Annotated in this window: 18 protein-coding genes and 2 tRNA genes; 13 read left to right on the top strand and 7 right to left on the bottom strand. The window is 36.2% G+C overall.

Translation table 11 applies throughout. The annotated features are described in order from the left end of the window. Window positions 1-47 precede the first annotated feature (47 nt). Entirely contained in the window at window positions 48-236 is a 189-nt protein-coding gene (locus MG290_RS11870) for a hypothetical protein (protein WP_264561488.1), read from the bottom strand. A 278-nt stretch (window positions 237-514) separates the two neighbouring features. Then, window positions 515-1555 (bottom strand): 23S rRNA (adenine(2503)-C(2))-methyltransferase RlmN, encoded by a 1041-nt coding sequence (gene rlmN / locus MG290_RS11865; RefSeq protein WP_264561487.1) that lies wholly within the window; start codon window positions 1553-1555, stop codon window positions 515-517. A gap of 79 nt (window positions 1556-1634) precedes the next feature. On the opposite strand from rlmN, the gene MG290_RS11860 reads away from it, so the two are divergent. After that, entirely contained in the window at window positions 1635-2276 is a 642-nt protein-coding gene (locus MG290_RS11860) for an O-methyltransferase (RefSeq protein ID WP_264561486.1), read from the top strand. Between the two features lie 84 nt (window positions 2277-2360). Here the strand turns inward: MG290_RS11860 and alaS are convergent, their stop codons facing one another. Further along, entirely contained in the window at window positions 2361-4994 is a 2634-nt protein-coding gene (gene alaS / locus MG290_RS11855) for an alanine--tRNA ligase (protein WP_264561485.1), read from the bottom strand. A 169-nt stretch (window positions 4995-5163) separates the two neighbouring features. Between alaS and MG290_RS11850 the strand changes: the two genes are divergently transcribed. The 4 genes from MG290_RS11850 to MG290_RS11835 are packed head-to-tail and all read left to right on the top strand — an operon-like array spanning window position 5164 to window position 7334. After that, window positions 5164-5493, top strand: a complete 330-nt coding sequence (locus MG290_RS11850; protein ID WP_264561484.1) for a MerR family transcriptional regulator — start codon at window positions 5164-5166, stop codon at window positions 5491-5493. A gap of 11 nt (window positions 5494-5504) precedes the next feature. After that, window positions 5505-6101 carry a LemA family protein gene (locus tag MG290_RS11845; protein WP_264561483.1) on the top strand — a complete coding sequence of 199 codons (597 nt, stop codon included), beginning with the start codon at window positions 5505-5507 and terminating at the stop codon, window positions 6099-6101. A gap of 1 nt (window position 6102) precedes the next feature. Then, on the top strand, window positions 6103-6543 hold the full coding sequence (locus MG290_RS11840) for a TPM domain-containing protein (RefSeq protein ID WP_257499832.1): 441 nt from the start codon (window positions 6103-6105) through the stop codon (window positions 6541-6543). After that, a complete protein-coding gene (locus MG290_RS11835; RefSeq protein ID WP_264561482.1) occupies window positions 6543-7334 on the top strand; it encodes a TPM domain-containing protein in 792 nt (263 codons plus the stop codon). Before MG290_RS11840 ends, MG290_RS11835 begins: the two co-directional genes overlap by 1 nt. A gap of 484 nt (window positions 7335-7818) precedes the next feature. Here MG290_RS11835 and MG290_RS11830 read toward each other — a convergent pair whose 3' ends face one another. The 3 genes from MG290_RS11830 to MG290_RS11820 form a co-directional block, all read right to left on the bottom strand. Continuing rightward, window positions 7819-8070, bottom strand: a complete 252-nt coding sequence (locus MG290_RS11830; RefSeq protein ID WP_264561481.1) for a GIY-YIG nuclease family protein — start codon at window positions 8068-8070, stop codon at window positions 7819-7821. Window positions 8071-8354: 284 nt separating this feature from the next. Beyond that, a tRNA-Met gene (locus MG290_RS11825) sits at window positions 8355-8427 on the bottom strand. A 77-nt stretch (window positions 8428-8504) separates the two neighbouring features. Beyond that, window positions 8505-8577, bottom strand: a tRNA-Met gene (locus MG290_RS11820). A 115-nt stretch (window positions 8578-8692) separates the two neighbouring features. On the opposite strand from MG290_RS11820, the gene era reads away from it, so the two are divergent. The 8 genes from era to MG290_RS11780 all read left to right on the top strand — a co-directional run bounded on the left by era (window position 8693) and on the right by MG290_RS11780 (window position 18152). Then, window positions 8693-9577 carry a GTPase Era gene (gene era / locus MG290_RS11815; RefSeq protein WP_264561480.1) on the top strand — a complete coding sequence of 295 codons (885 nt, stop codon included), beginning with the start codon at window positions 8693-8695 and terminating at the stop codon, window positions 9575-9577. Window positions 9578-9607: 30 nt separating this feature from the next. Further along, on the top strand, window positions 9608-10918 hold the full coding sequence (gene der, locus MG290_RS11810) for a ribosome biogenesis GTPase Der (protein WP_264561479.1): 1311 nt from the start codon (window positions 9608-9610) through the stop codon (window positions 10916-10918). A gap of 65 nt (window positions 10919-10983) precedes the next feature. Then, window positions 10984-11781 carry an alpha/beta hydrolase gene (locus MG290_RS11805; protein WP_264561478.1) on the top strand — a complete coding sequence of 266 codons (798 nt, stop codon included), beginning with the start codon at window positions 10984-10986 and terminating at the stop codon, window positions 11779-11781. 190 nt (window positions 11782-11971) lie between these two features. Then, window positions 11972-13573: a fumarate hydratase gene (locus MG290_RS11800; RefSeq protein WP_272586439.1), complete on the top strand. Its 1602-nt coding sequence runs from the start codon at window positions 11972-11974 to the stop codon at window positions 13571-13573. 153 nt (window positions 13574-13726) lie between these two features. Continuing rightward, window positions 13727-14884 carry a serine hydrolase domain-containing protein gene (locus tag MG290_RS11795; RefSeq protein WP_264561476.1) on the top strand — a complete coding sequence of 386 codons (1158 nt, stop codon included), beginning with the start codon at window positions 13727-13729 and terminating at the stop codon, window positions 14882-14884. Further along, window positions 14881-15594, top strand: coding sequence for a 3'-5' exonuclease (locus tag MG290_RS11790; RefSeq protein WP_264561475.1), 714 nt, complete (start codon window positions 14881-14883; stop codon window positions 15592-15594). The genes MG290_RS11795 and MG290_RS11790 overlap by 4 nt, the downstream gene beginning before the upstream one ends. Window positions 15595-15920: 326 nt before the next feature. Continuing rightward, window positions 15921-16367 (top strand): OsmC family protein, encoded by a 447-nt coding sequence (locus MG290_RS11785; RefSeq protein ID WP_264561474.1) that lies wholly within the window; start codon window positions 15921-15923, stop codon window positions 16365-16367. A gap of 96 nt (window positions 16368-16463) precedes the next feature. Next, on the top strand, window positions 16464-18152 hold the full coding sequence (locus tag MG290_RS11780) for an ABC transporter ATP-binding protein (RefSeq protein ID WP_264561473.1): 1689 nt from the start codon (window positions 16464-16466) through the stop codon (window positions 18150-18152). Between the two features lie 34 nt (window positions 18153-18186). Here the strand turns inward: MG290_RS11780 and abc-f are convergent, their stop codons facing one another. Then, the gene (gene abc-f, locus MG290_RS11775) at window positions 18187-20109 is read right to left on the bottom strand and encodes a ribosomal protection-like ABC-F family protein (RefSeq protein ID WP_264561472.1); all 1923 of its coding nucleotides are present in this window, start codon (window positions 20107-20109) and stop codon (window positions 18187-18189) included. Between the last annotated feature and the right edge of the window lie 4 nt (window positions 20110-20113).

The raw sequence follows: 20113 nt of genomic DNA, 5'->3' as shown, positions 1-20113 counted from the left end.
CCATATCACATGGATAAATTTTATTTGTATCTAAATATATAATATCGTTAGAAAAAAAATAAAGAATCGTTTTTAGCGATTGATTTTTTAAGCTCAGTTGTAGCATCAACTATATAAGTATCTTTAAGCAAAAAATATGAAATTCCAATAATTATCATAACAATCATAAGAAACCCAAACAACTTATCACCGAAAACAGTAGCTAAATCTACTTTAGTAGTTTTATTCTTAACCATTATTAGAATTGCTTTTACAGCAAATATAAAAATACCAATTCCTATTAATAGTTGATTTAGATCTAAAATGGTCTTTAAAAGTATTATAATTATTTTTCTTCAAATATAGATTTTTTCTAGCCCGGATTGCAGCGGCATCCTTTTATCGGTGGCTGAGGCACTCGAAGCGCCGATAAAAGATATAGCGGAAAGCCGGAAATAGCTTCCAATAAAAATAACGAAACATGAACTTATGATGAAACTCTGAATTTGATTTAGAGTGACAAAATTAAAGTGAATTATGATTTGTTAGCCAATTGTCCGCAGGCAGCATCAATGTCTTTTCCGCGCGATCTGCGTACTTTTGCTACAATTCCGGCGTTTTCGAGAGCTTTTATGTATGCATCGATAACCGTTGGATCGGCTTGTTGAAATGCACCATCATCGATTGGATTGTACTCGATAATATTAACTTTGCAGGGCACGTATTTGCAGAATTTCACCAAGGCGTCAATGGCTTTTTTATCATCGTTTATACCTTTCCAGACCACATATTCGTAAGTGATTTTACTTTTGGTTTTGCGGTACCAATATTCCAAGGCTTCGCGCAATTCGGGCAACGGAAAACTTTTGGTGAAGGGCATGATTTGGTTTCGGGTTTCTTCGATTGCGGAGTGCAGCGATACAGCCAGCTTGACTTTCACCTCATCGTCGGCCATTTTTTTTATCATTTTTGAAACGCCCGATGTGGATACAGTTATGCGTTTGGGCGACATTCCTAAGCCTTCGCTTGATGTGATTTTTTCGATCGCTTTCATAACGTTTGGATAGTTCATCAGTGGTTCGCCCATGCCCATGAATACGATATTTGATAAGGGACGGTTGTGATACAATCTGCTTTCTTGATCAATTGCCACCACTTGGTCGTAAATTTCATCGGGTGCTAAATTACGCATGCGTTTTAAACGTGCCGTGGCACAGAAATTACAGTCTAAACTGCAACCAACCTGGCTTGAAACGCAGGCTGTAGTGCGGGTTTCGGTAGGAATTAAAACAGATTCTACGATTAAACCATCGTGCAATCGCACCGCATTTTTTATAGTACCGTCGTTGCTGTGTTGCATGGTATCTACTTTAATGTGGTTTATCACAAAGTACTGTTCTAGCAAAGCACGGGTTTCTTTTGATATGTTGGTCATATCATCAAAACTATGCGCGCCCTTGCTCCACAACCATTCGTACACTTGATTGCCACGAAAAGCTTTATCGCCCTGTGCCACAAAAAAGTCGCGTATTTGCTCTTTGGTTAAACTGCGTATATCTTTTTTAACTGTATTCATTTGGCAAAGTTACAATAATTTGGGTGTAGTTTAAAAGCTTTGAATTTGTTTGGCTATCTTTACTTAAAAAATTATCATTATGCATTTTATTTCCGAAGAATTAGAACAATATATAGCAAAACACTCGGCTGTTGAACCCGAACTTTTACAGCAATTAAACAAAGAAACCCATCAAAAAGTGTTGCAACCGCGCATGTTGAGTGGCCATTTTCAAGGCCGTGTGTTGAGTATGCTTTCAAAAATACTGAACCCGAAACATATTTTAGAAGTGGGCACTTATACGGGTTATGCGACTTTATGCTTAGCGGAAGGTTTGAAAACAGATGGTACAATTGATACTATCGATATTAATGAAGAGTTGGAGGCCATGCAGCAAAAATACTTTAAGGCTTCAGAATTTAAAAATCAAATTGTTCAGCACATTGGAAACGCTATGGACATTATTCTTACTTTAGATAAAAAATTTGATTTGGTTTTTATTGATGCCGATAAGGAAAACTATATTAATTACTGGAATTTGGTGGTACCCAAAATGAATAAAGGAGGAATTATTTTAAGTGATAATGTGTTGTGGAGCGGCAAGGTTTTAGAAACTGTTAAAAAGAATGATAGATCTACCCAAGTACTTTTAGAATACAACAAAATAGTGAATGAAGACCCACGGGTTGAAACCGTTTTATTGCCAATACGCGATGGTTTAACGGTTAGTAGGGTTTTGTAGAATTGAAAAAAAAAACCGTTGTATAATAAACATACAACGGTTTTACTTATTTCATGAGGAAGCATAATTGCTTCATAAAATTTATTACTTCACAAAATTCACAGCATTTGCAACCGCTTCTGCAATACCTGCAGGATTTTTACCGCCGGCTGTAGCAAAAAATGCTTGTCCGCCGCCGCCGCCTTGGATGTATTTACCTAGTTCACGAACAATTTGTCCGGCATTTAAGCCTTTGGTTTCTGTAATTTCTTTAGAAACATAGGCAGTCAACATAGGTTTGTCGTTTGTAACGGTTCCAAACAAGATAAAGAAATTAGTTCCTGTTGCGCCAATTTCGTAAGCCAGATCTTTGGCTCCGTTTGCATCTAAATCTACTTGTTTTGCTAAAAATTGTACGCCGTTTATTTCTTGAACTTCGTTCAGCAAATCGCCTTTTAAACTTTTTGTTTTTTCTTTCAGCAACTGTTCTACTTGCTTTTTCAATTTAGCATTTTCATCTTGCAACGAAAGAACCGCTTTCATGGTATCCTGTGGATTTTTCAATGCTTCTTTTAGCTCTTTTAAAGTAGCTTCTTGGTTGTTGTAGAAGTCTTGAACAGCATCGCCTGTTATTGCTTCGATACGACGAATTCCTGCTGCAACGGCACTTTCAGATACAATTTTAAACGCCCAAATATCAGCTGTATTTTGCACGTGAATCCCACCACATAATTCCATAGAATCACCAAACTTAATCGCACGAACCGTATCGCCATATTTTTCGCCAAACAATGCCATGACGCCTTCTTCTATTGCTTGTTTAAACGGAATTTCTCTACGTTCGATTAAAGGCAACTGCTCTTGAATACGTGCGTTTACAAAGGCTTCAATTTGCTGTAACTCCTCATCGGTAACTTTTGCGAAGTGCGAAAAATCGAAACGTAAGTAATTTGGCGCTACTAAAGATCCTTTTTGTTCTACATGTGTACCCAAAATGGTGCGTAATGCCTGATGCAGCAAATGCGTTGCCGAGTGATTTTTAGACGATTTTGTGCGCAAATCTGTATTTACTTTTGCTACGAAAGTTCCTTCTAAATTTTCGGGAATTTGCTTTGAAAAATGTAAAATAAGGTTGTTTTCTTTTTTAGTATCGATGATTTCAATTGATTCATTAGCCGAAACTAAAACACCTTTATCGCCAACCTGACCTCCACCTTCGGCATAAAACGGTGTATGATCTAAAACAATTTGATACAATGTACCGTCTTTTTTAGATTCCACTTTACGAATACGTGTGATTTTTACTTCGTTTTCCGTTTTGTCGTATCCTTCAAATGTTTCTACATTCCCGTCGACTAAAACATTCCAGTCGTCTTTAGAAATTTCAGATGCTGCACGCGAACGATCTTTCTGTGCTTTCATCGCAGCTTCAAAACCAGCTTCGTCTAATTCATATCCTTTTTCACGTAAAATCAATGCTGTTAAATCAATCGGAAATCCAAAAGTATCATACAATTCAAACGCTTTTGCTCCTTCAACAATTTTCCCTTCTGTTTTTTCGATCACAGAATCCAACAAATGCAAACCTTGATCCAACGTTCTTAAGAAAGAGGCTTCTTCTTCTTTGATTACGTTTTTAACCAAATCTTTTTGCGATACGATTTCCGGAAAGAACTGTCCCATTTGGGCTGACAATACATCAACCAACTGATAAATAAATGGTTCTTTTGTATCTAAAAACGTAAATCCGTAACGAATGGCTCTGCGTAAAATTCTGCGGATTACGTAACCTGCTCCGTTGTTTGACGGCAACTGCCCATCGGCAATAGCGAAAGCCACCGCACGCACGTGATCTACAATTACGCGAATGGCAATATTGGTTTTCTCCTCGACTTCGCTCGGAGTGACAGTGTTAGGCAAATATTTAGCTCCAGTAATTTCTGTAACTTTTTCGATAAGTGGCGTAAAAACATCGGTATCATAGTTTGATGTAACATTTTGCATTGCCATACACAAACGCTCAAAACCCATTCCGGTATCAACATGTTTTGCAGGCAATTTTTCTAACGATCCATCGGCTTTACGGTTAAATTCCATAAATACGTTGTTCCAGATTTCAACTACCTGCGGATGATCGGCATTTACTAAAGATCGTCCAGAAACTTCATTTCTTTCAGCATCGGTACGTAAATCTACATGAATTTCAGAACACGGTCCACATGGTCCTTGATCACCCATTTCCCAGAAATTATCCTTTTTGTTTCCAAGAATAATTCGGTCTTCGGCAACATATTGTTTCCATAAATCCCAAGCTTCTTGGTCAAAAGGTACATTTTCAGCATCGTTTCCTTCAAAAACAGAAACATACAAGCGGTCTTTATCAATCTTTAAAACTTCGGTTAAAAATTCCCAAGCCCAAGCAATAGCTTCTTTCTTGAAATAATCGCCAAAAGACCAATTGCCCAACATTTCGAACATGGTGTGGTGATAGGTATCAAAACCTACATCTTCCAAATCGTTATGCTTGCCCGAAACACGTAAACATTTTTGTGTATCGGCAATTCGGTTGCTTTTTGGAACGGCATTGCCCAAAAAATATTCTTTAAACTGTGCCATACCCGAATTGTTAAACATAAGGGTTGGATCGTCTTTTAAAACAATTGGTGCCGACGGAACAATTAAATGTCCTTTGCTTTCAAAAAAATCAAGAAATTTTTTTCTGATATCTTGTGATTTCATTCGATATATCTAAATTATGAATCGTTCAAAACTAACACTTTAAAAAAGTGAATTAACGGGCAAAATTAATGATTTTTGGTAGAATTACAGCAATTGTAAGATATTATTAAACTACTTGCAGAATAAATTCAAAAAATTGTATATTAGCATGCAGCAAAATGAAACGATAATGCAGATTGAGTTACCTGAAAAAAGATATTACAGCATAGGCGAAATTGCACAAGCATTTCGTGTAAACGCTTCGCTGATTCGTTTTTGGGAAAAGGAATTTGATGTTTTGAAGCCGAAAAAAAACGCAAAAGGCAACAGAATGTTTACGCCCGAAGATTTAAAAAACTTGAAAACCATTTATCATTTAGTAAAAGAAAAAGGGTTTACACTTGATGGGGCAAAAGATTTTTTAAAAAACAGCAAAAAAGCACCCTTAAACACCGTTGAAATTATCGAAAAATTGCAACTTATTAAAAAACAATTAATTAATATTAAAAACGAACTTTAATTTAGAAAATTATGAAAAAATGGCTTCCTCTAATAATCATTGCAGTAGTAGCAATTGGAATTTATTCATGGGTAAAAGGAGTAAACAACACCGCAGTAACTTTAAACGAGAATATTAAAGAAAGTTGGGGAAATGTTGAAACTGCTTATGAAAGAAGAAACTCTTTGATAGAAAATCTTGTAAATACCGTAAAAGGAGCTGCCGATTTTGAAAAATCGACACTAGAAGCAGTAATCAATGCGCGTTCAAAAGCAACGCAAACTACGGTTGACGCTTCAAACGTTACACCTGAACAATTAGCGGCATTCAGCCAGGCACAAAGCGGTGTAAACAGTGCGTTATCGCGTTTATTGGTATCTGTAGAAAGATATCCTGATTTAAAGGCAAACCAAAACTTTATTAAATTACAAGATGAATTGGTAAGTACAGAAAATCAGATTTTAACTGCACGTACCCGTTTTAATGAAGCAGTAAAACCATACAATAACCATATAAAAGTATTTCCAAATAACTTGTTAGCAGGTATTTTAGGATTTAGCGAAAAAGGATATTTTAAAGCCTCAGAAGGTGCAGAAAATGCTCCGGAAGTAAATTTTGATTTTAAATAAGATGTCGATAACCGAAGATTTTTTAAGCCTTTCTGAAGAACAGGAAATCGTAGCTGCCATTGTAACGGCCGAAAAAGAAACATCGGGTGAAATACGTGTGCACATAGAAGAGCATTCTGATTTGCCTGTATTAGAACGTGCCCAAGAAGTTTTTAAACAATTAGAAATGCATAAAACAAGCGCCCGCAACGGCGTTTTGTTTTATATAGGCGTTAAAGACCGGCATTTTGCCATTATTGGCGATGATGGAATTGATGCGGTGGTTCCATACGATTTTTGGGAAGCAACAAAGAAAAAAGTCATTGACCATTTCAAAGCCAATCAATACAAACAAGGTTTAATTGCAGGTATTCTGCATACAGGTAAGCAACTGAAATATTTTTTCCCGTATCAGGGTGCAGATGACGTAAACGAATTACCTAACGAAATTTCAAGAGGTTAATGAGTACTTTAAAAAAAATAACCACACTATTTGTTTTGCTTTTCCCTTTATTGGTTCTGGCACAATTTAATATACCCACAAAACCAAGCCTGGCAAGCGAACAAACCAGTGTGTATGACTACGCTAATTTATTATCACCAAACGAAAAACAACAATTAGAACAAAAACTAATAAAATATGCCGATACCACATCTACCCAAATTGTAGTAGCCATTATTCCAAGTTTACAAGGTGAATACGAAGGTGAATTAGCTCCGAAATGGGCACACAAATGGGGAATTGGTCAAAAAGATAAAGACAACGGTGTTTTCATTCTATTAGCAGAAAAAGAAAAAAAATTATGGATTGCTCCGGGGTACGGATTAGAACATCTTTTAACAGCCGGAATCAACGGCGAAATTATTCGAAATTTTATTATTCCCGAATTTAAAAAAGGTGATTATTATGCCGGATTAGATATTGGAACCACCAAGCTGATGGATCTTTTTTCCGGAACTTACAAAGGAGTGCGTCAAGAAAACAAAAAAAGTGGCAGCGGGTTTCCTGTTTTTTTTATCATCCTTATTGTTATTATAATAATTATTGCCAGTAAATCGGGCGGTGGAAAAGGAAACAATCGCGGACGTCGCAGCGGACCCGACTTAATGGATATTATTATTTTAAGTAGTTTAGGTCGTGGAGGCGGTGGTGGATTTGGAGGTTCATCTGGCGGCGGTGGTTTCGGTGGAGGATTTGGCGGCGGATTCGGCGGCGGCGGATTCTCTGGTGGTGGTGCTGGCGGAAGTTGGTAAAACCTATTCAAAATATTTAAAGCAGTTCATTGGAGCTGCTTTTTTGTTATTATAATTTCTTATAATAGGAGAATTTTGGCTGAAGCCTTCTATATCAAATTTTAAAACATCGGGCTAAAGCCCGACGCAATTGAGAATGAATATTCATGTAAATAATAAATCATTCATAATTATTGAAATAAAAAGAAGGTGTCCAAAAAGTGTCATTTTGAGCGAAACGGAGTGAAGTCGAAAAATCTAAAGTACTGATTATATGAGATTCTTCCTTCGTCGGAATGACAACTTCATTATTTGCCTTTTCAGACAGCCCCTTAATAGTGAAACTGAAACCAGACCAGTGTCCGCCGAGGCGGATAAGAGCCCAACATTACCATCCTTAACAACTTCAAAATCATAAAAAGCTCCAGATTTCTCTGAAGCTTTATAGTAGTCAGCTAAAGCGGAGACTCGAACCAGTGTCCGCCCAGGCGGATAAGAGCCCAATCTATTCCGCTGTCAATTGCTTAATCAATTCGCGTCCTTTACCCGTTTTATAGAATTTTTCAACTTGCATAGCTTCTTTCTTTGATGTAAAAAATTGAACATCTACTACAATCCAAGGTCGATATTTAATAGTATAACCTTTCGTTCCCAAAACATTATGTGATTTAATACGTTCAATTAAATTACTCGTAAAGCCAACATACGTCTTCCTATATTTTTTTGAAAACAAAATATAAACAACAAATTCTTCCATACTTTATTGAAATAAAAAAAAGCCACAGATTTCTCTGAAGCTTTATAGTAGTCAGCTAAAGCGGAGACTCAAACCTGTGTCCGCCGAGGCGGATAAGAGCCCAACATTACCACCCTTAACAACTTCAAAATCATAAAAAGCTCCAGATTTCTCTGAAGCTTTATAGTAGTCAGCTAAAGCGGAGACTCGAACCTGTGTCCGCCGAGGCGGATAAGAGCCCAACATTACCATCCTTAACAACTTCAAAATCATAAAAAGCTCCAGATTTCTCTGAAGCTTTATAGTAGCGGGAACTGGACTCGAACCAGTGACCTTTGGGTTATGAGCCCAACGAGCTACCTACTGCTCTATCCCGCGCTGTGCGTTAAATTGAATTTTTACTACGATTAAAAAACGAAATTCTAAACATTTTTTAAAAGGACTTTTAGTCTTAGTAGCGGGAACTGGACTCGAACCAGTGACCTTTGGGTTATGAGCCCAACGAGCTACCTACTGCTCTATCCCGCGCTATTGTGGTGCAAAGATAAGGCAACTTTTTGAACTACCAAAGTTTTTACAACAATTTTTAAAATTAGTGTGTTTCACGAATATTGACTAACTTTGCAAATTATTACAGAAATTTATGTCGCACAAAGCTGGTTTTATAAATATTATCGGAAATCCAAATGTTGGTAAATCAACTCTTATGAATGCTTTTGTTGGGGAACGTTTATCAATCATCACCTCTAAAGCACAAACAACGCGCCACCGCATCTTCGGAATTGTAAATGGCGACGATTTTCAAATGGTTTTTTCAGATACACCTGGGATTATCAAGCCTGCTTATGAATTACAAAGTTCGATGATGGATTTTGTGAAATCGGCGTTTGAAGATGCAGACATTCTTTTATATATGGTGGAAGTAGGCGAACGCGAATTGAAAGACGAAGCTTTCTTTAAAAAAATCACTCATGCAAAAGTACCGGTTTTGTTGCTGTTGAATAAAATCGACAAATCAAATCAAGAACATTTAGAGGAGCAAGTGGCTTTGTGGAGAGAAAAAGTGCCTAATGCAGAAATAATTCCAATATCGGCGTTGAATAATTTTAATGTGGATACGGTTTTTAATCGCATTTTAGAGCTGTTACCTGACTCGCCACCTTATTATCCGAAAGATGCGTTAACCGACAAACCCGAACGCTTCTTTGTGAACGAAATTATCCGCGAAAAAATTCTTTTAAACTATCAAAAAGAGATTCCGTATTCGGTAGAAATCGAAACAGAAGAGTTTAAAGAAGAAGAAAAAATCATTCATATAAAAGCGGTGATTATGGTGGAACGCGACAGCCAAAAAGGCATCATCATTGGTCACAAAGGATCGGCACTAAAAAAAGTGGGAATGGAAGCACGCGCCGATTTAGAGAAATTTTTCGACAAGCAAGTGCATATCGAACTGTTTGTAAAAGTGAATAAAGATTGGCGAAACAACCAATTTCAATTACGCCGTTTCGGATATCAACAAAAATAAAAAATCACACTTTTTAAAAGTGCACATTATATGAACAACATTGTAGCAATAGTAGGAAGACCCAATGTAGGAAAGTCAACCTTTTTTAACCGTCTTATTCAAAGACGCGAAGCCATAGTAGATTCGGTAAGTGGTGTTACCCGAGATCGCAATTATGGAAAAAGTGAATGGAACGGAAAAGAATTCTCTGTAATCGATACAGGTGGATATATTAAAGGATCAGACGATATTTTTGAAGCAGAAATACGCAAACAAGTAGAATTGGCGATTGATGAAGCCGATGCTATTGTGTTTTTGGTTGATGTGGAGGAAGGAATCACCCCAATGGATGACGAAGTGGCAAAATTGTTGCGCAAGGTTACCAAACCGGTTTTGTTGGTTGTTAACAAAGTGGACAATGCCAAACGCGAGCAAGATGCTTTTGAATTTTACAATTTAGGCTTGGGCGAATACGTGACTATGTCTGGAATGAGTGGCTCTGGAACGGGCGAAGTTTTAGATAAAATTGTTGAAATTTTACCGGAATTGCCAGAAGTTGAAGAAGTAAAAGACGAATTGCCTCGTTTTGCAGTGGTAGGTCGACCAAATGCAGGAAAATCGAGCTTTATTAACGCGTTGATTGGCGAAGATCGTTTTGTGGTAACCGATATTGCAGGAACAACGCGTGATGCAATCGACACCAAATACAACCGTTTTGGTTTTGAATTCAACTTGGTTGATACAGCAGGTATCCGTAGAAAAGCAAAAGTAAAAGAAGATTTAGAGTTTTACTCTGTAATGCGCTCTGTGCGTGCTATTGAGCATGCCGATGTTTGTATTTTGGTGATTGATGCAACCCGCGGATTTGAAGGTCAGGATCAAAGTATTTTTTGGTTGGCAGAAAAAAACCGTAAGGGAATTGTAATCTTGGTAAACAAATGGGATTTGGTTGAAAAAGACACCATGACATCACACGATTACGAGAAAAAAATACGCGAAGAAATAGCACCATTTACCGATGTGCCTATTCTTTTTGTATCAGCTTTAACAAAACAACGTTTACTAAAAGCGTTAGAAACAGCTGTAGAAGTGTATGAAAACCGCAAACAACGTATTTCAACATCGAAATTTAACGAAACCATGTTGCCGATTATCGAACACAATCCACCACCGGCAATTAAAGGGAAATACATTAAAATTAAATATTGTATGCAGTTGCCAACGCCTGTGCCGCAGTTTGTGTTTTTTGCTAATTTACCGCAATATATTAAAGATCCATACAAGCGTTTTGTGGAAAACAAATTACGCGAAATTTATAATTTTGAAGGAGTGCCGATTGAAATATACTTCCGCCAGAAATAATTACAAAAGGAAAGATTTAAACGTCTTTCCTTTTTTTGTATTTTTAAATCGATAAAAAAAATACTATGCGTTTCATCTATTTTAAAATAATTGCCTTCTTTTTGTCGCTCTATCTGATATTGTGCGTGTTGATGTATCTTAATCAGGAAAATTTCATTTTTTATCCTTTAAAAATCAATAAAGACACAAAGTTTACATACACTGAGAAGTTTAAAGAAATCAATCTTGAAACAAACGATGGTATCACAATAAACAACCTTTATTTTGAGACCGAAAATCCAAAAGGAGTTGTTTATTTTCTTCATGGCAATGCCGGAAATTTATCTACTTGGGGAAATGTTGCGTCGGTTTACCTAGAGTCAGGTTATAATGTTTTTATTACCGATTACCGTGGTTTTGGAAAAAGCGAAGGAAATATTTCAAATGAAAAGCAATTATTTGAAGATGCACAATTAGGTTACGATTTTCTTAAAAAAGAATTTAAAGAAGATCAGATAATTATTGTAGGATATTCCATAGGAACCGGAATTGCATCTTACCTGGCATCAAAAAACAATCCGCAAAAACTGATTTTGCAAGCGCCCTATTTCAATTTAAAAACCGAAATGAAATCCAGATTTCCCTTTCTTCCAACTTTTATATTAAAGTATCCATTAGAAAATAATCTGTATTTATCGAAAGTGAAGAGTCCTATTTTTATTTTCCATGGTGAAAAAGATTATGTTATTGCACCAGAAAACTCCTTGCAATTGAAGCCTCTTTTAAAAGATAAAGACACCATTTTTCTACTTAAAAACCAAGGTCATATCGGTATTAACAATCATTCACAATATCAAAAAGAATTAATTGCTATACTCAAGTAGATTTTTTACTTTATTCAAAAAGGCACAAAATATACACGATTACTATTATTTAAAAGTAAAAAAACAGCATTAATGAACTACATTTCGAACAGAAGATAAAACAACCATTCTCTTTTTTTTATAAAATTCAATTAAATTTTAGACTGATTTCATTAAATTTACGCTAATAAATTACATTACACTAAAAATGATTGATTTTCTATATCAGGATTCATTTCCTGTACAAAAAGATGATACAACGTACCGAAAAATTTCTTCAGATTATGTAAAAGTTGAAAAATTAGGCAATCGGGAAATTTTAACGGTGGATCCAAAAGGGTTGGAATTATTGGCAGAAACAGCAATGACCGATGTTTCTTTTATGCTGCGTACATCGCATTTAGAAAAATTACGCGCTATTATCGATGATCCCGAAGCTACAGACAACGACCGTTTTGTGGCTTACAATTTATTGCAAAATGCTGCAGTGGCTGTTAGTGGCGAGTTACCATCGTGTCAAGATACGGGAACAGCGATTGTACTAGCAAAAAAAGGTGAAAATGTTTATACCGGAATCGATGATGCAGAGGCTTTATCAAAAGGGATTTTCAACACGTATATCAACAAAAATTTACGTTATTCACAGATCGTTCCTATTTCAATGTTCGAAGAGAAAAACTCGGGATCTAACCTTCCGGCTCAAATCGATATCTATGCTAAAAAAGGAAATTCGTACGAATTTTTATTTCTTGCAAAAGGCGGTGGATCGGCAAATAAAACTTTTTTATATCAGCAGACAAAATCGTTATTAAACGACAAATCGTTAGAAGCGTTCATAAAGGCAAAAATCATGGATTTAGGAACGGCGGCTTGCCCTCCTTATCACTTAGCGTTGGTGATTGGCGGAACTTCGGCCGAAGCAACATTGGCAACCGTTAAAAAAGCGTCTGCGGGGTATTACGATCATTTACCAACAACCGGAAACATGGCGGGACAAGCGTTTCGCGATTTGGAATGGGAAAAACGCGTGCAGCAAATTTGTCAGGAATCAGGTGTGGGTGCGCAATTTGGCGGTAAATATTTGGTACACGACGTGCGCGTAATTCGTTTGCCACGCCACGCAGCATCTTGCCCGGTTGGTTTAGGAGTTTCGTGTTCTGCCGATAGAAATATCAAAGGAAAAATTACTGCCGACGGTATTTTTGTGGAACAGTTAGAAACCAATCCTGCAAGATTATTACCAGAAACGGCTCCGCATTTAGAAGAGCCCGTGCATATTGATTTGGATCAGCCAATGGAAAACATTTTGGCAGAATTGACCAAACATCCAATCAAAACCCGATTGATGTTGAACGGAACCGTTATTGTTGCCCGCGATATTGCCCATGCAAAAATCAAGGAAATGTTGGATAACGGCGAACCAATGCCGGAATATTTTAAAAACCACCCAGTTTATTACGCAGGTCCTGCAAAAACTCCTGAAGGTATGCCTTCGGGATCTTTCGGACCAACAACTGCGGGACGTATGGACAGTTATGTGGATCAATTTCAAGCAGCCGGCGGATCTATGATTATGTTGGCAAAAGGAAACCGCTCACAGCAAGTTACCGATGCTTGTGCAAAACATGGCGGTTTTTATTTAGGTTCAATCGGTGGTCCGGCAGCTATTTTGGCTAAAGACAATATTTTGCGTGTAGAAGTTGTAGATTTTCCTGAATTGGGAATGGAAGCCGTTCGTAAAATTACCGTTAAAGATTTCCCTGCATTTATTATCACAGACGATAAAGGAAACGATTTCTTTCAGAATTTGTAAACAGTTATTCGTTTTTAGCTGTTAGTTATAAGCTTAAAGCTCTATAAGGTGTAAACTTTATAGAGCTTTTTTAAATTCATCCTTGAATCTGTGGCAAAAAATAAATTGTATAACGAGTAATTTTGTTATCTTTAATTATCAAACTAAATAAATATGAAATATATTCTTAAAACACTCAAATGGCTACTTATTATTTTGGTAACGCTTATTGCTTTGTTATACATTTTTGGCTATGGCTATTTGCTTCGTGGGATACGTGTAACCTATTTAACTGGTCATAAAACAGCTTTTTTAGAAGATTACACGTATTTCAACAATCGAGAAATTAAAAAAGGAACGGCACAACCTTGGAACGTTTCTAAAAATTACAATAAAATTCCGGCTACTGAAAAGCTGAATCAAACACATAAAGACCTGCAAACTACATCGTTCTTAATCATTAAAAACGACAGTATTTTTCATGAAAGTTATTTCGATATTGGCAAAAAAGACAGTAAAACCAACTCGTTTTCTATGGCGAAAAGCATCGTAACATCGGCATTAGGCAAAGCGATTGATCTAGGAATGATTCAAAGTTTAGACACTAAAGTAATTGATTTTTTACCTGAATTAACAGGCGAATTTGCAAAAGAAGTAACCGTTGGCGATTTGGCAAGCATGGCATCAGGACAAAAATGGGACGAAAATTACTACGGACCAACTTCTGTAACAACACAGGCTTATTTTAAAACCGATTTGCGTTCGCTGATGTTAAGTTTACCGATTGATAAAAAACCGGGACAGAAATTCAGCTATCAAAGCGGCGACACGCAATTATTGGCAATGGTCTTAGAAAAAGCTACCAAAATGCATTTGGCCGATTTTGTGTCGAAATATTTCTGGCAGCCTATGGGAATGGAACATGATGCGCTGTGGCAGATCGACCATAAAAACAACGGCATTGAGAAAGCGTATTGTTGTATTGCCAGTAATGCGCGTGATTTTGCCAAATTTGGTAAATTGTATATGCAGCACGGAAAATGGAATGGCGAGCAACTGCTTCCTATGGGGTTTGTTTTTGAATCGATCAATCCGCGTTTTAAAGAAAGTCCGCAATATGGTTACGGCTGGTGGTTGTCAAACTACAAAAACAAGCACATTTACTACATGCGCGGTCATTTAGGGCAGTTTACCATTGTAATCCCCGAAGACAACATCATCATTGTTCGTTTGGGTCATATCAAAGGTTTGCAGACTACATCCGATGCGCACAGCAACGATTTGTATGTTTATATCGATGAAACCTATAAAATGTTAAACCAAGCATTATGATTGATAAAATAGTTTTGCCAAATATTCTTTTTTTGGATATTGAAACCGTGCCACAATCTGCATTTTTTAATGATTTACCAGAAGAAGCACAACAACTATTTGCCGATAAAACACAATATCAGCGCAAAGACGATTTAACGCCTGAAGAATTTTACAATCGTGCAGGAATTTGGGCAGAATTTGGAAAAATCATCTGTATTTCGGTAGGATATTTCACGATTAAAAATGCCGAACGCCAGTTTAGAACCAAATCGATTATTGGTGAAGAAAAACAATTGTTGGAAGAATTTAATGATTTGGTAAAAACACATTTCTCCAATCCGGCATTTATATTTTGCGGGCACAATATCAAGGAATTCGATATTCCCTATATGTGTCGCCGCATGTTGATCAACGGAATAAACATTCCCGAAAAACTGCAACTTTTCGGTAGAAAACCATGGGAAATTCCGCATTTAGATACCTTGGAATTATGGAAATTTGGTGATTACAAACATTATACGTCACTAAAATTATTGACACATGTTTTAAACATTCCGTCGCCAAAAGAAGATATTGATGGCAGCGAAGTGCGCAATGTGTATTACAACGAAAAAAACATCGACCGAATTAAAAAATATTGCGAACGCGATGTAGTTGCCGTAGCACAAATTTTTTTGAGAATGCGTAACGAACCTATTTTGAGTGATTCTGAAATTGTTTCAGTTTAAGTTTCAATAAGTTTTTTAGAGAAGTAAAACTTTAATAAACCGAAATATTTTCGGTTTAAATCATCAAAATGTTAAATTTCAAAAATAATTTTCTTTTTAAAAAATAAATTTAGAATTTTGTTCCGAAATAAAAATCGACAGATAAATTAAAATGCAACAATTTATAAAACATACAAAAAACTGTAAGATGTGGAAATATTCCCGCAGAGGTTTTGTATGCACTAAATTGTAACCATTTTACAATATAATATCGTGAATCCTCTGCCAAAGCGCAGGGGATTTTTTTTGCCCAAATAATTTAATATTAATCTATAAAACCAGTAATCATGAGCCTAGAACAAATTTCATTATTAAGTTTTGCCAACCAAAGCCAGTTAAACATTAAAAGCAGCGAATTGCAATTTTCAATCACTCAAAATGATATGAAAAAGAATTCAAACGCCCATTTTGAATATCTTTTAGCAGGATTTGCAGCGTGTATCAATATGGTGGGACATCAGGTTGCAGATGATCTGGATATGGATTTAAAATCGATTCAAATTGAAATCAAAGGAATTATAAACACTACTAAAAAGCAAAGCGATAAAACAAAAGACCGCAATGGTTTTCAGCGCATTGAACTTAGCGTGAAACCTGTAACTACTGCCGATCTAACAACCTTAAAATTTTGGATGGATGAAATCAAAGAACGTTGCCCGGTATATGATAATTTACTCAATTCAACACCCATTGATTTTGTAGTAACCAAAGATTATACACAAAAAGTAGCTTGATTTAGCAAGGAATGGCTAAAAACTATTCGCTTAAAAAAATTGTTTAGTTTGTTTTTACTACCTTTAATTTTTATAATTATTGGTAGTATTTTTTTTATGAAAGAACCGATTTTAAGAGTCGAAAATTTAAGTATTTCTTTTTTACAGGAAAAAAAATGGAACGAAGTAATCCATTCTATTTCATTTGATGTTTTTCCTAATGAAATTGTCGGAATCGTAGGCGAGTCAGGTTCGGGGAAATCGGTTTCAAGCTTGGCTGTAATGGGTTTGCTTCCTAAAAATATATCCGATTTAAACACAGGTTCTATTCATTTTAAAAACGAAAACATTACCAACTATTCCGAAAAAGGATTTCAAAAAATTCGGGGCAAAAAAGTATCGATGATTTTTCAAGAACCAATGAGTTCTTTAAATCCGTCGATCAGTTGCGGAGTTCAGGTTGCAGAAATTTTAGAAACGCATACCAATTTATCTGAAAAAGAAATTAAAGTAGAAGTTTTAAGATTGTTCGATCAGGTAAAATTGCCCGATCCCGTTACGATTTACAATAAATATCCACACCAAATTTCGGGCGGACAAAAACAGCGCGTGATGATTGCCATGGCAATTGCCTGCAAACCCGAAATTTTAATTGCCGATGAACCAACCACCGCTTTAGACGTTACGGTTCAACAGGAAATTATTTTGTTGTTGAAAAATCTGCAGCAAGAAACTGGTATGAGCATTTTGTTTATATCGCACGATTTATCGTTAATTTCTGAAATTTGCGACCGCATTTTAGTCATGTACAAAGGCGAAATTGTAGAACAAAATTCGGCTTTAAAGATCTTTAAAAATCCCGAACACATTTATACAAAAGCGTTAATTGCCTCTCGCCCATCGCTAAATGTGCGCTTAAAACGTTTGCCAACCATTCAAGATTATTTAAGCGGAACAGAAAATGCCGCAGCAATTTCGCATGAAGAACGCAAAGAACATTTACATAAATTGTACAATCAAAAACCTTTGTTACGTGTTGAAAACGTTGAGAAAGAATATCTTTTAAAAACACATTTGTTCAAGGCAAACGATTATTTTAAGGCGGTAAACAACGTAAGTTTTAAGATGTACGAAGGCGAAACACTAGGTTTGGTTGGTGAAAGCGGTTGCGGGAAATCAACATTAGGAAATGCTATTCTACAGCTGGATCCAGCCACAAAAGGACAGATTTTCTACAGAGATAAAGATATTACCAAATTATCTAAAAGCGAATTAAAAGAACTGCGAAAAGAAATTCAGATTATTTTTCAGGATCCATTTGCGTCGTTAAATCCAAAAATAACAGTTGGCGAAGCTATTTTAGAACCTATGAAAGTGCATAAACTGTACGCAAACGATAAAGAACGAAAAGAAAAAGTATTGGATTTGTTGGAAAAAGTTGGATTATTGCCTGAACATTATGACCGATATCCACATGAATTTTCCGGAGGTCAGCGCCAGCGAATAGGCATAGCACGAACCATTGCGGTGAATCCGAAATTAATCATTTGCGACGAATCGGTTTCGGCATTGGATATTTCGGTGCAAGCCCAAGTGTTGAATTTACTAAATGATTTAAAAGATAATTTTGGATTTACTTACCTGTTTATTTCCCACGATTTGGCAGTTGTAAAATATATTTCGGATCAGATTATCGTTATGAACAAAGGAAAAATCGAGGAACAAAACGAAGCCGATGCTTTAATTGATCATCCGCAGAAACCATATACTCAAAAATTAATTAACGCAATTCCGAAAGGTATATAAATTCAAAAGGCTGGACATATTAGGCAGCCTTTTTTTACATAGCATCTATTTCTTCTTGAACCTGTTCCCATTCTTGCATGGTTTGTTCTAAATCGGTTTTCAATTTTTCGTAGGCAGCAAACCATTTGCTATCGTTCATTAATTGCTCATAGTTCTCGGCCAATTCTAAGTCGGCTTTTGCAATTTTCTTTTCTAATTCGGTTATGATGCTTTCTGCTTTGCTTAACTTATTGTTTAATGTTTTTATACGTTTTTGTTCGTCGTATGAAAGCGATTTTTCAACTTTTTGAGCTTCTTTAACGCTTACCGTTGCAGTTTGTTCTTTCTTTTGTTCAAAATCACGCATATCACTGGCGTTGCGCTCTTCCAGAAAGTAATTAATGTCACCTAAATATTCTTTTATTTTTTGATCTTTAAATTCATAAACCTTATCGGTCATTCCTTGTAAAAAATCACGGTCGTGAGAAACCAAAAGCAACGTTCCTTCGTAATTTTTCAATGCTGCCTTTAATACATTCTTCGATTTTATATCCAAGTGATTCGTTGGCTCATCCATCAACAACACATTAATCGGTTTTAAAAGCAACATGGCCAATGCCAAACGATTTCTTTCTCCTCCCGATAATACTTTCACTTTCTTATCCACATCATCGCCCCGAAACAAAAACGAGCCCAACATATCGCGCACTTTTGATCGATTTGCATCTGTGGCCGCATCAATCATCGTATCTAAAAGTGTTTTCTCGCCATCTAAATAATCTGCCTGATTTTGTGCGAAATATCCCAATTGCACATTATGCCCAATCTTAATTTTTCCCTGGTAATCAAACTCATTCATTATCGCCTTAATCAGGGTAGATTTTCCTTGACCATTTTGCCCTACAAAAGCAATTTTACTTCCACGTTCAATAAAAAGGTTAATGTCTTTAAAAATAATTTTATCATCAAATGCTTTTTGCACATTTTCCATTTCTAAAACCACTTTTCCAGGTGTGATTGAAACTGGAAAAGAAATATTCATCACAGAATTATCGTCTTCATCTACTTCAATCCGTTCCACCTTATCCAATTTTTTAATTAAAGATTGCGCCATGGAAGCTTTAGTGGCTTTATAACGAAATTTCTCGATTAATTTTTCGGTTTCTTCTATTTTTTTAGCCTGATTTTTCTGAGCCGCCAACTGCATTTCTCGCATCTCCTGCCTTAAAACCAAATATTGTGTGTAGGGTTTATTGAAATCATAGATTTTTCCTAATGAAATTTCTATGGTTCGGTTGGTGACATTGTCTAAGAACATTTTATCGTGCGATACCAACACCACAGCTCCTGAGAATGATTTTAAAAAGTTTTCTAACCATATAATCGATTCAATATCTAAGTGGTTTGTGGGTTCATCTAATAGCAAAATATCATTGTTTTGAAGCAATAGTTTTGCCAATTCAATACGCATGCGCCAACCTCCAGAAAAAGTATCGGTTAATTGGTCAAAATCTGCGCGTTTAAATCCTAAACCCAACAACACTTTCTCGGTGTTTCCTTGATACAAATACCCTCCCAAAATATCAAACCGATGGGTTAAATCACTTACTTTTTCAATGATTTCGTGATATGCTTCTGATTCATAATCGGTTCTGTTAACCAATTCGGCATTCCATTTTGCCAATTCTTTCTCCACATACTGAATTTCATCGAAAGCCTGATATGCTTCCTCTAAAATAGTTCTTCCTTTTACAAAATCGATATCTTGCTTAAGAAAACCAATTTTAATTTCTTTGTCAAACGCAATGGTTCCGGAATCTGGTTCCACTTCGCCCGAAAGAATTTTTAACATGGTAGATTTTCCTGCTCCGTTTTTCCCTACCAAACCTACTCTATCGCCAGCACCCAAGCGAAAAGTTACATTTTCAAACAAAAAATCGCCGCTAAACGCAACCGACAAATCGTGTATATTAAGCATATTG

The organism is Flavobacterium sp. CBA20B-1 (genome assembly GCF_028473145.1).
GTDB lineage: Bacteria > Bacteroidota > Bacteroidia > Flavobacteriales > Flavobacteriaceae > Flavobacterium.
This window is presented reverse-complemented; position numbering and strand designations above follow the sequence as displayed.

Excerpts from the sequence above, each read along its gene's own strand:
- MG290_RS11840 (WP_257499832.1), top strand. The coding sequence starts at position 6,103 with ATGTCGATAACCGAAGATTTTTTAAGCCTTTCTGAAGAACAGGAAATC.
- MG290_RS11785 (WP_264561474.1), top strand. The coding sequence starts at position 15,921 with ATGAGCCTAGAACAAATTTCATTATTAAGTTTTGCCAACCAAAGCCAG.
- MG290_RS11830 (WP_264561481.1), bottom strand. The coding sequence starts at position 8,070 with ATGGAAGAATTTGTTGTTTATATTTTGTTTTCAAAAAAATATAGGAAG.
- MG290_RS11860 (WP_264561486.1), top strand. The coding sequence starts at position 1,635 with ATGCATTTTATTTCCGAAGAATTAGAACAATATATAGCAAAACACTCG.
- der (WP_264561479.1), top strand. The coding sequence starts at position 9,608 with ATGAACAACATTGTAGCAATAGTAGGAAGACCCAATGTAGGAAAGTCA.
- MG290_RS11780 (WP_264561473.1), top strand. The coding sequence starts at position 16,464 with ATGAAAGAACCGATTTTAAGAGTCGAAAATTTAAGTATTTCTTTTTTA.
- MG290_RS11845 (WP_264561483.1), top strand. The coding sequence starts at position 5,505 with ATGAAAAAATGGCTTCCTCTAATAATCATTGCAGTAGTAGCAATTGGA.
- MG290_RS11805 (WP_264561478.1), top strand. The coding sequence starts at position 10,984 with ATGCGTTTCATCTATTTTAAAATAATTGCCTTCTTTTTGTCGCTCTAT.
- MG290_RS11870 (WP_264561488.1), bottom strand. The coding sequence starts at position 236 with ATGGTTAAGAATAAAACTACTAAAGTAGATTTAGCTACTGTTTTCGGT.
- abc-f (WP_264561472.1), bottom strand. The coding sequence starts at position 20,109 with ATGCTTAATATACACGATTTGTCGGTTGCGTTTAGCGGCGATTTTTTG.
- alaS (WP_264561485.1), bottom strand. The coding sequence starts at position 4,994 with ATGAAATCACAAGATATCAGAAAAAAATTTCTTGATTTTTTTGAAAGC.
- MG290_RS11835 (WP_264561482.1), top strand. The coding sequence starts at position 6,543 with ATGAGTACTTTAAAAAAAATAACCACACTATTTGTTTTGCTTTTCCCT.
- MG290_RS11850 (WP_264561484.1), top strand. The coding sequence starts at position 5,164 with ATGCAGATTGAGTTACCTGAAAAAAGATATTACAGCATAGGCGAAATT.
- rlmN (WP_264561487.1), bottom strand. The coding sequence starts at position 1,555 with ATGAATACAGTTAAAAAAGATATACGCAGTTTAACCAAAGAGCAAATA.
- MG290_RS11795 (WP_264561476.1), top strand. The coding sequence starts at position 13,727 with ATGAAATATATTCTTAAAACACTCAAATGGCTACTTATTATTTTGGTA.
- MG290_RS11790 (WP_264561475.1), top strand. The coding sequence starts at position 14,881 with ATGATTGATAAAATAGTTTTGCCAAATATTCTTTTTTTGGATATTGAA.
- era (WP_264561480.1), top strand. The coding sequence starts at position 8,693 with ATGTCGCACAAAGCTGGTTTTATAAATATTATCGGAAATCCAAATGTT.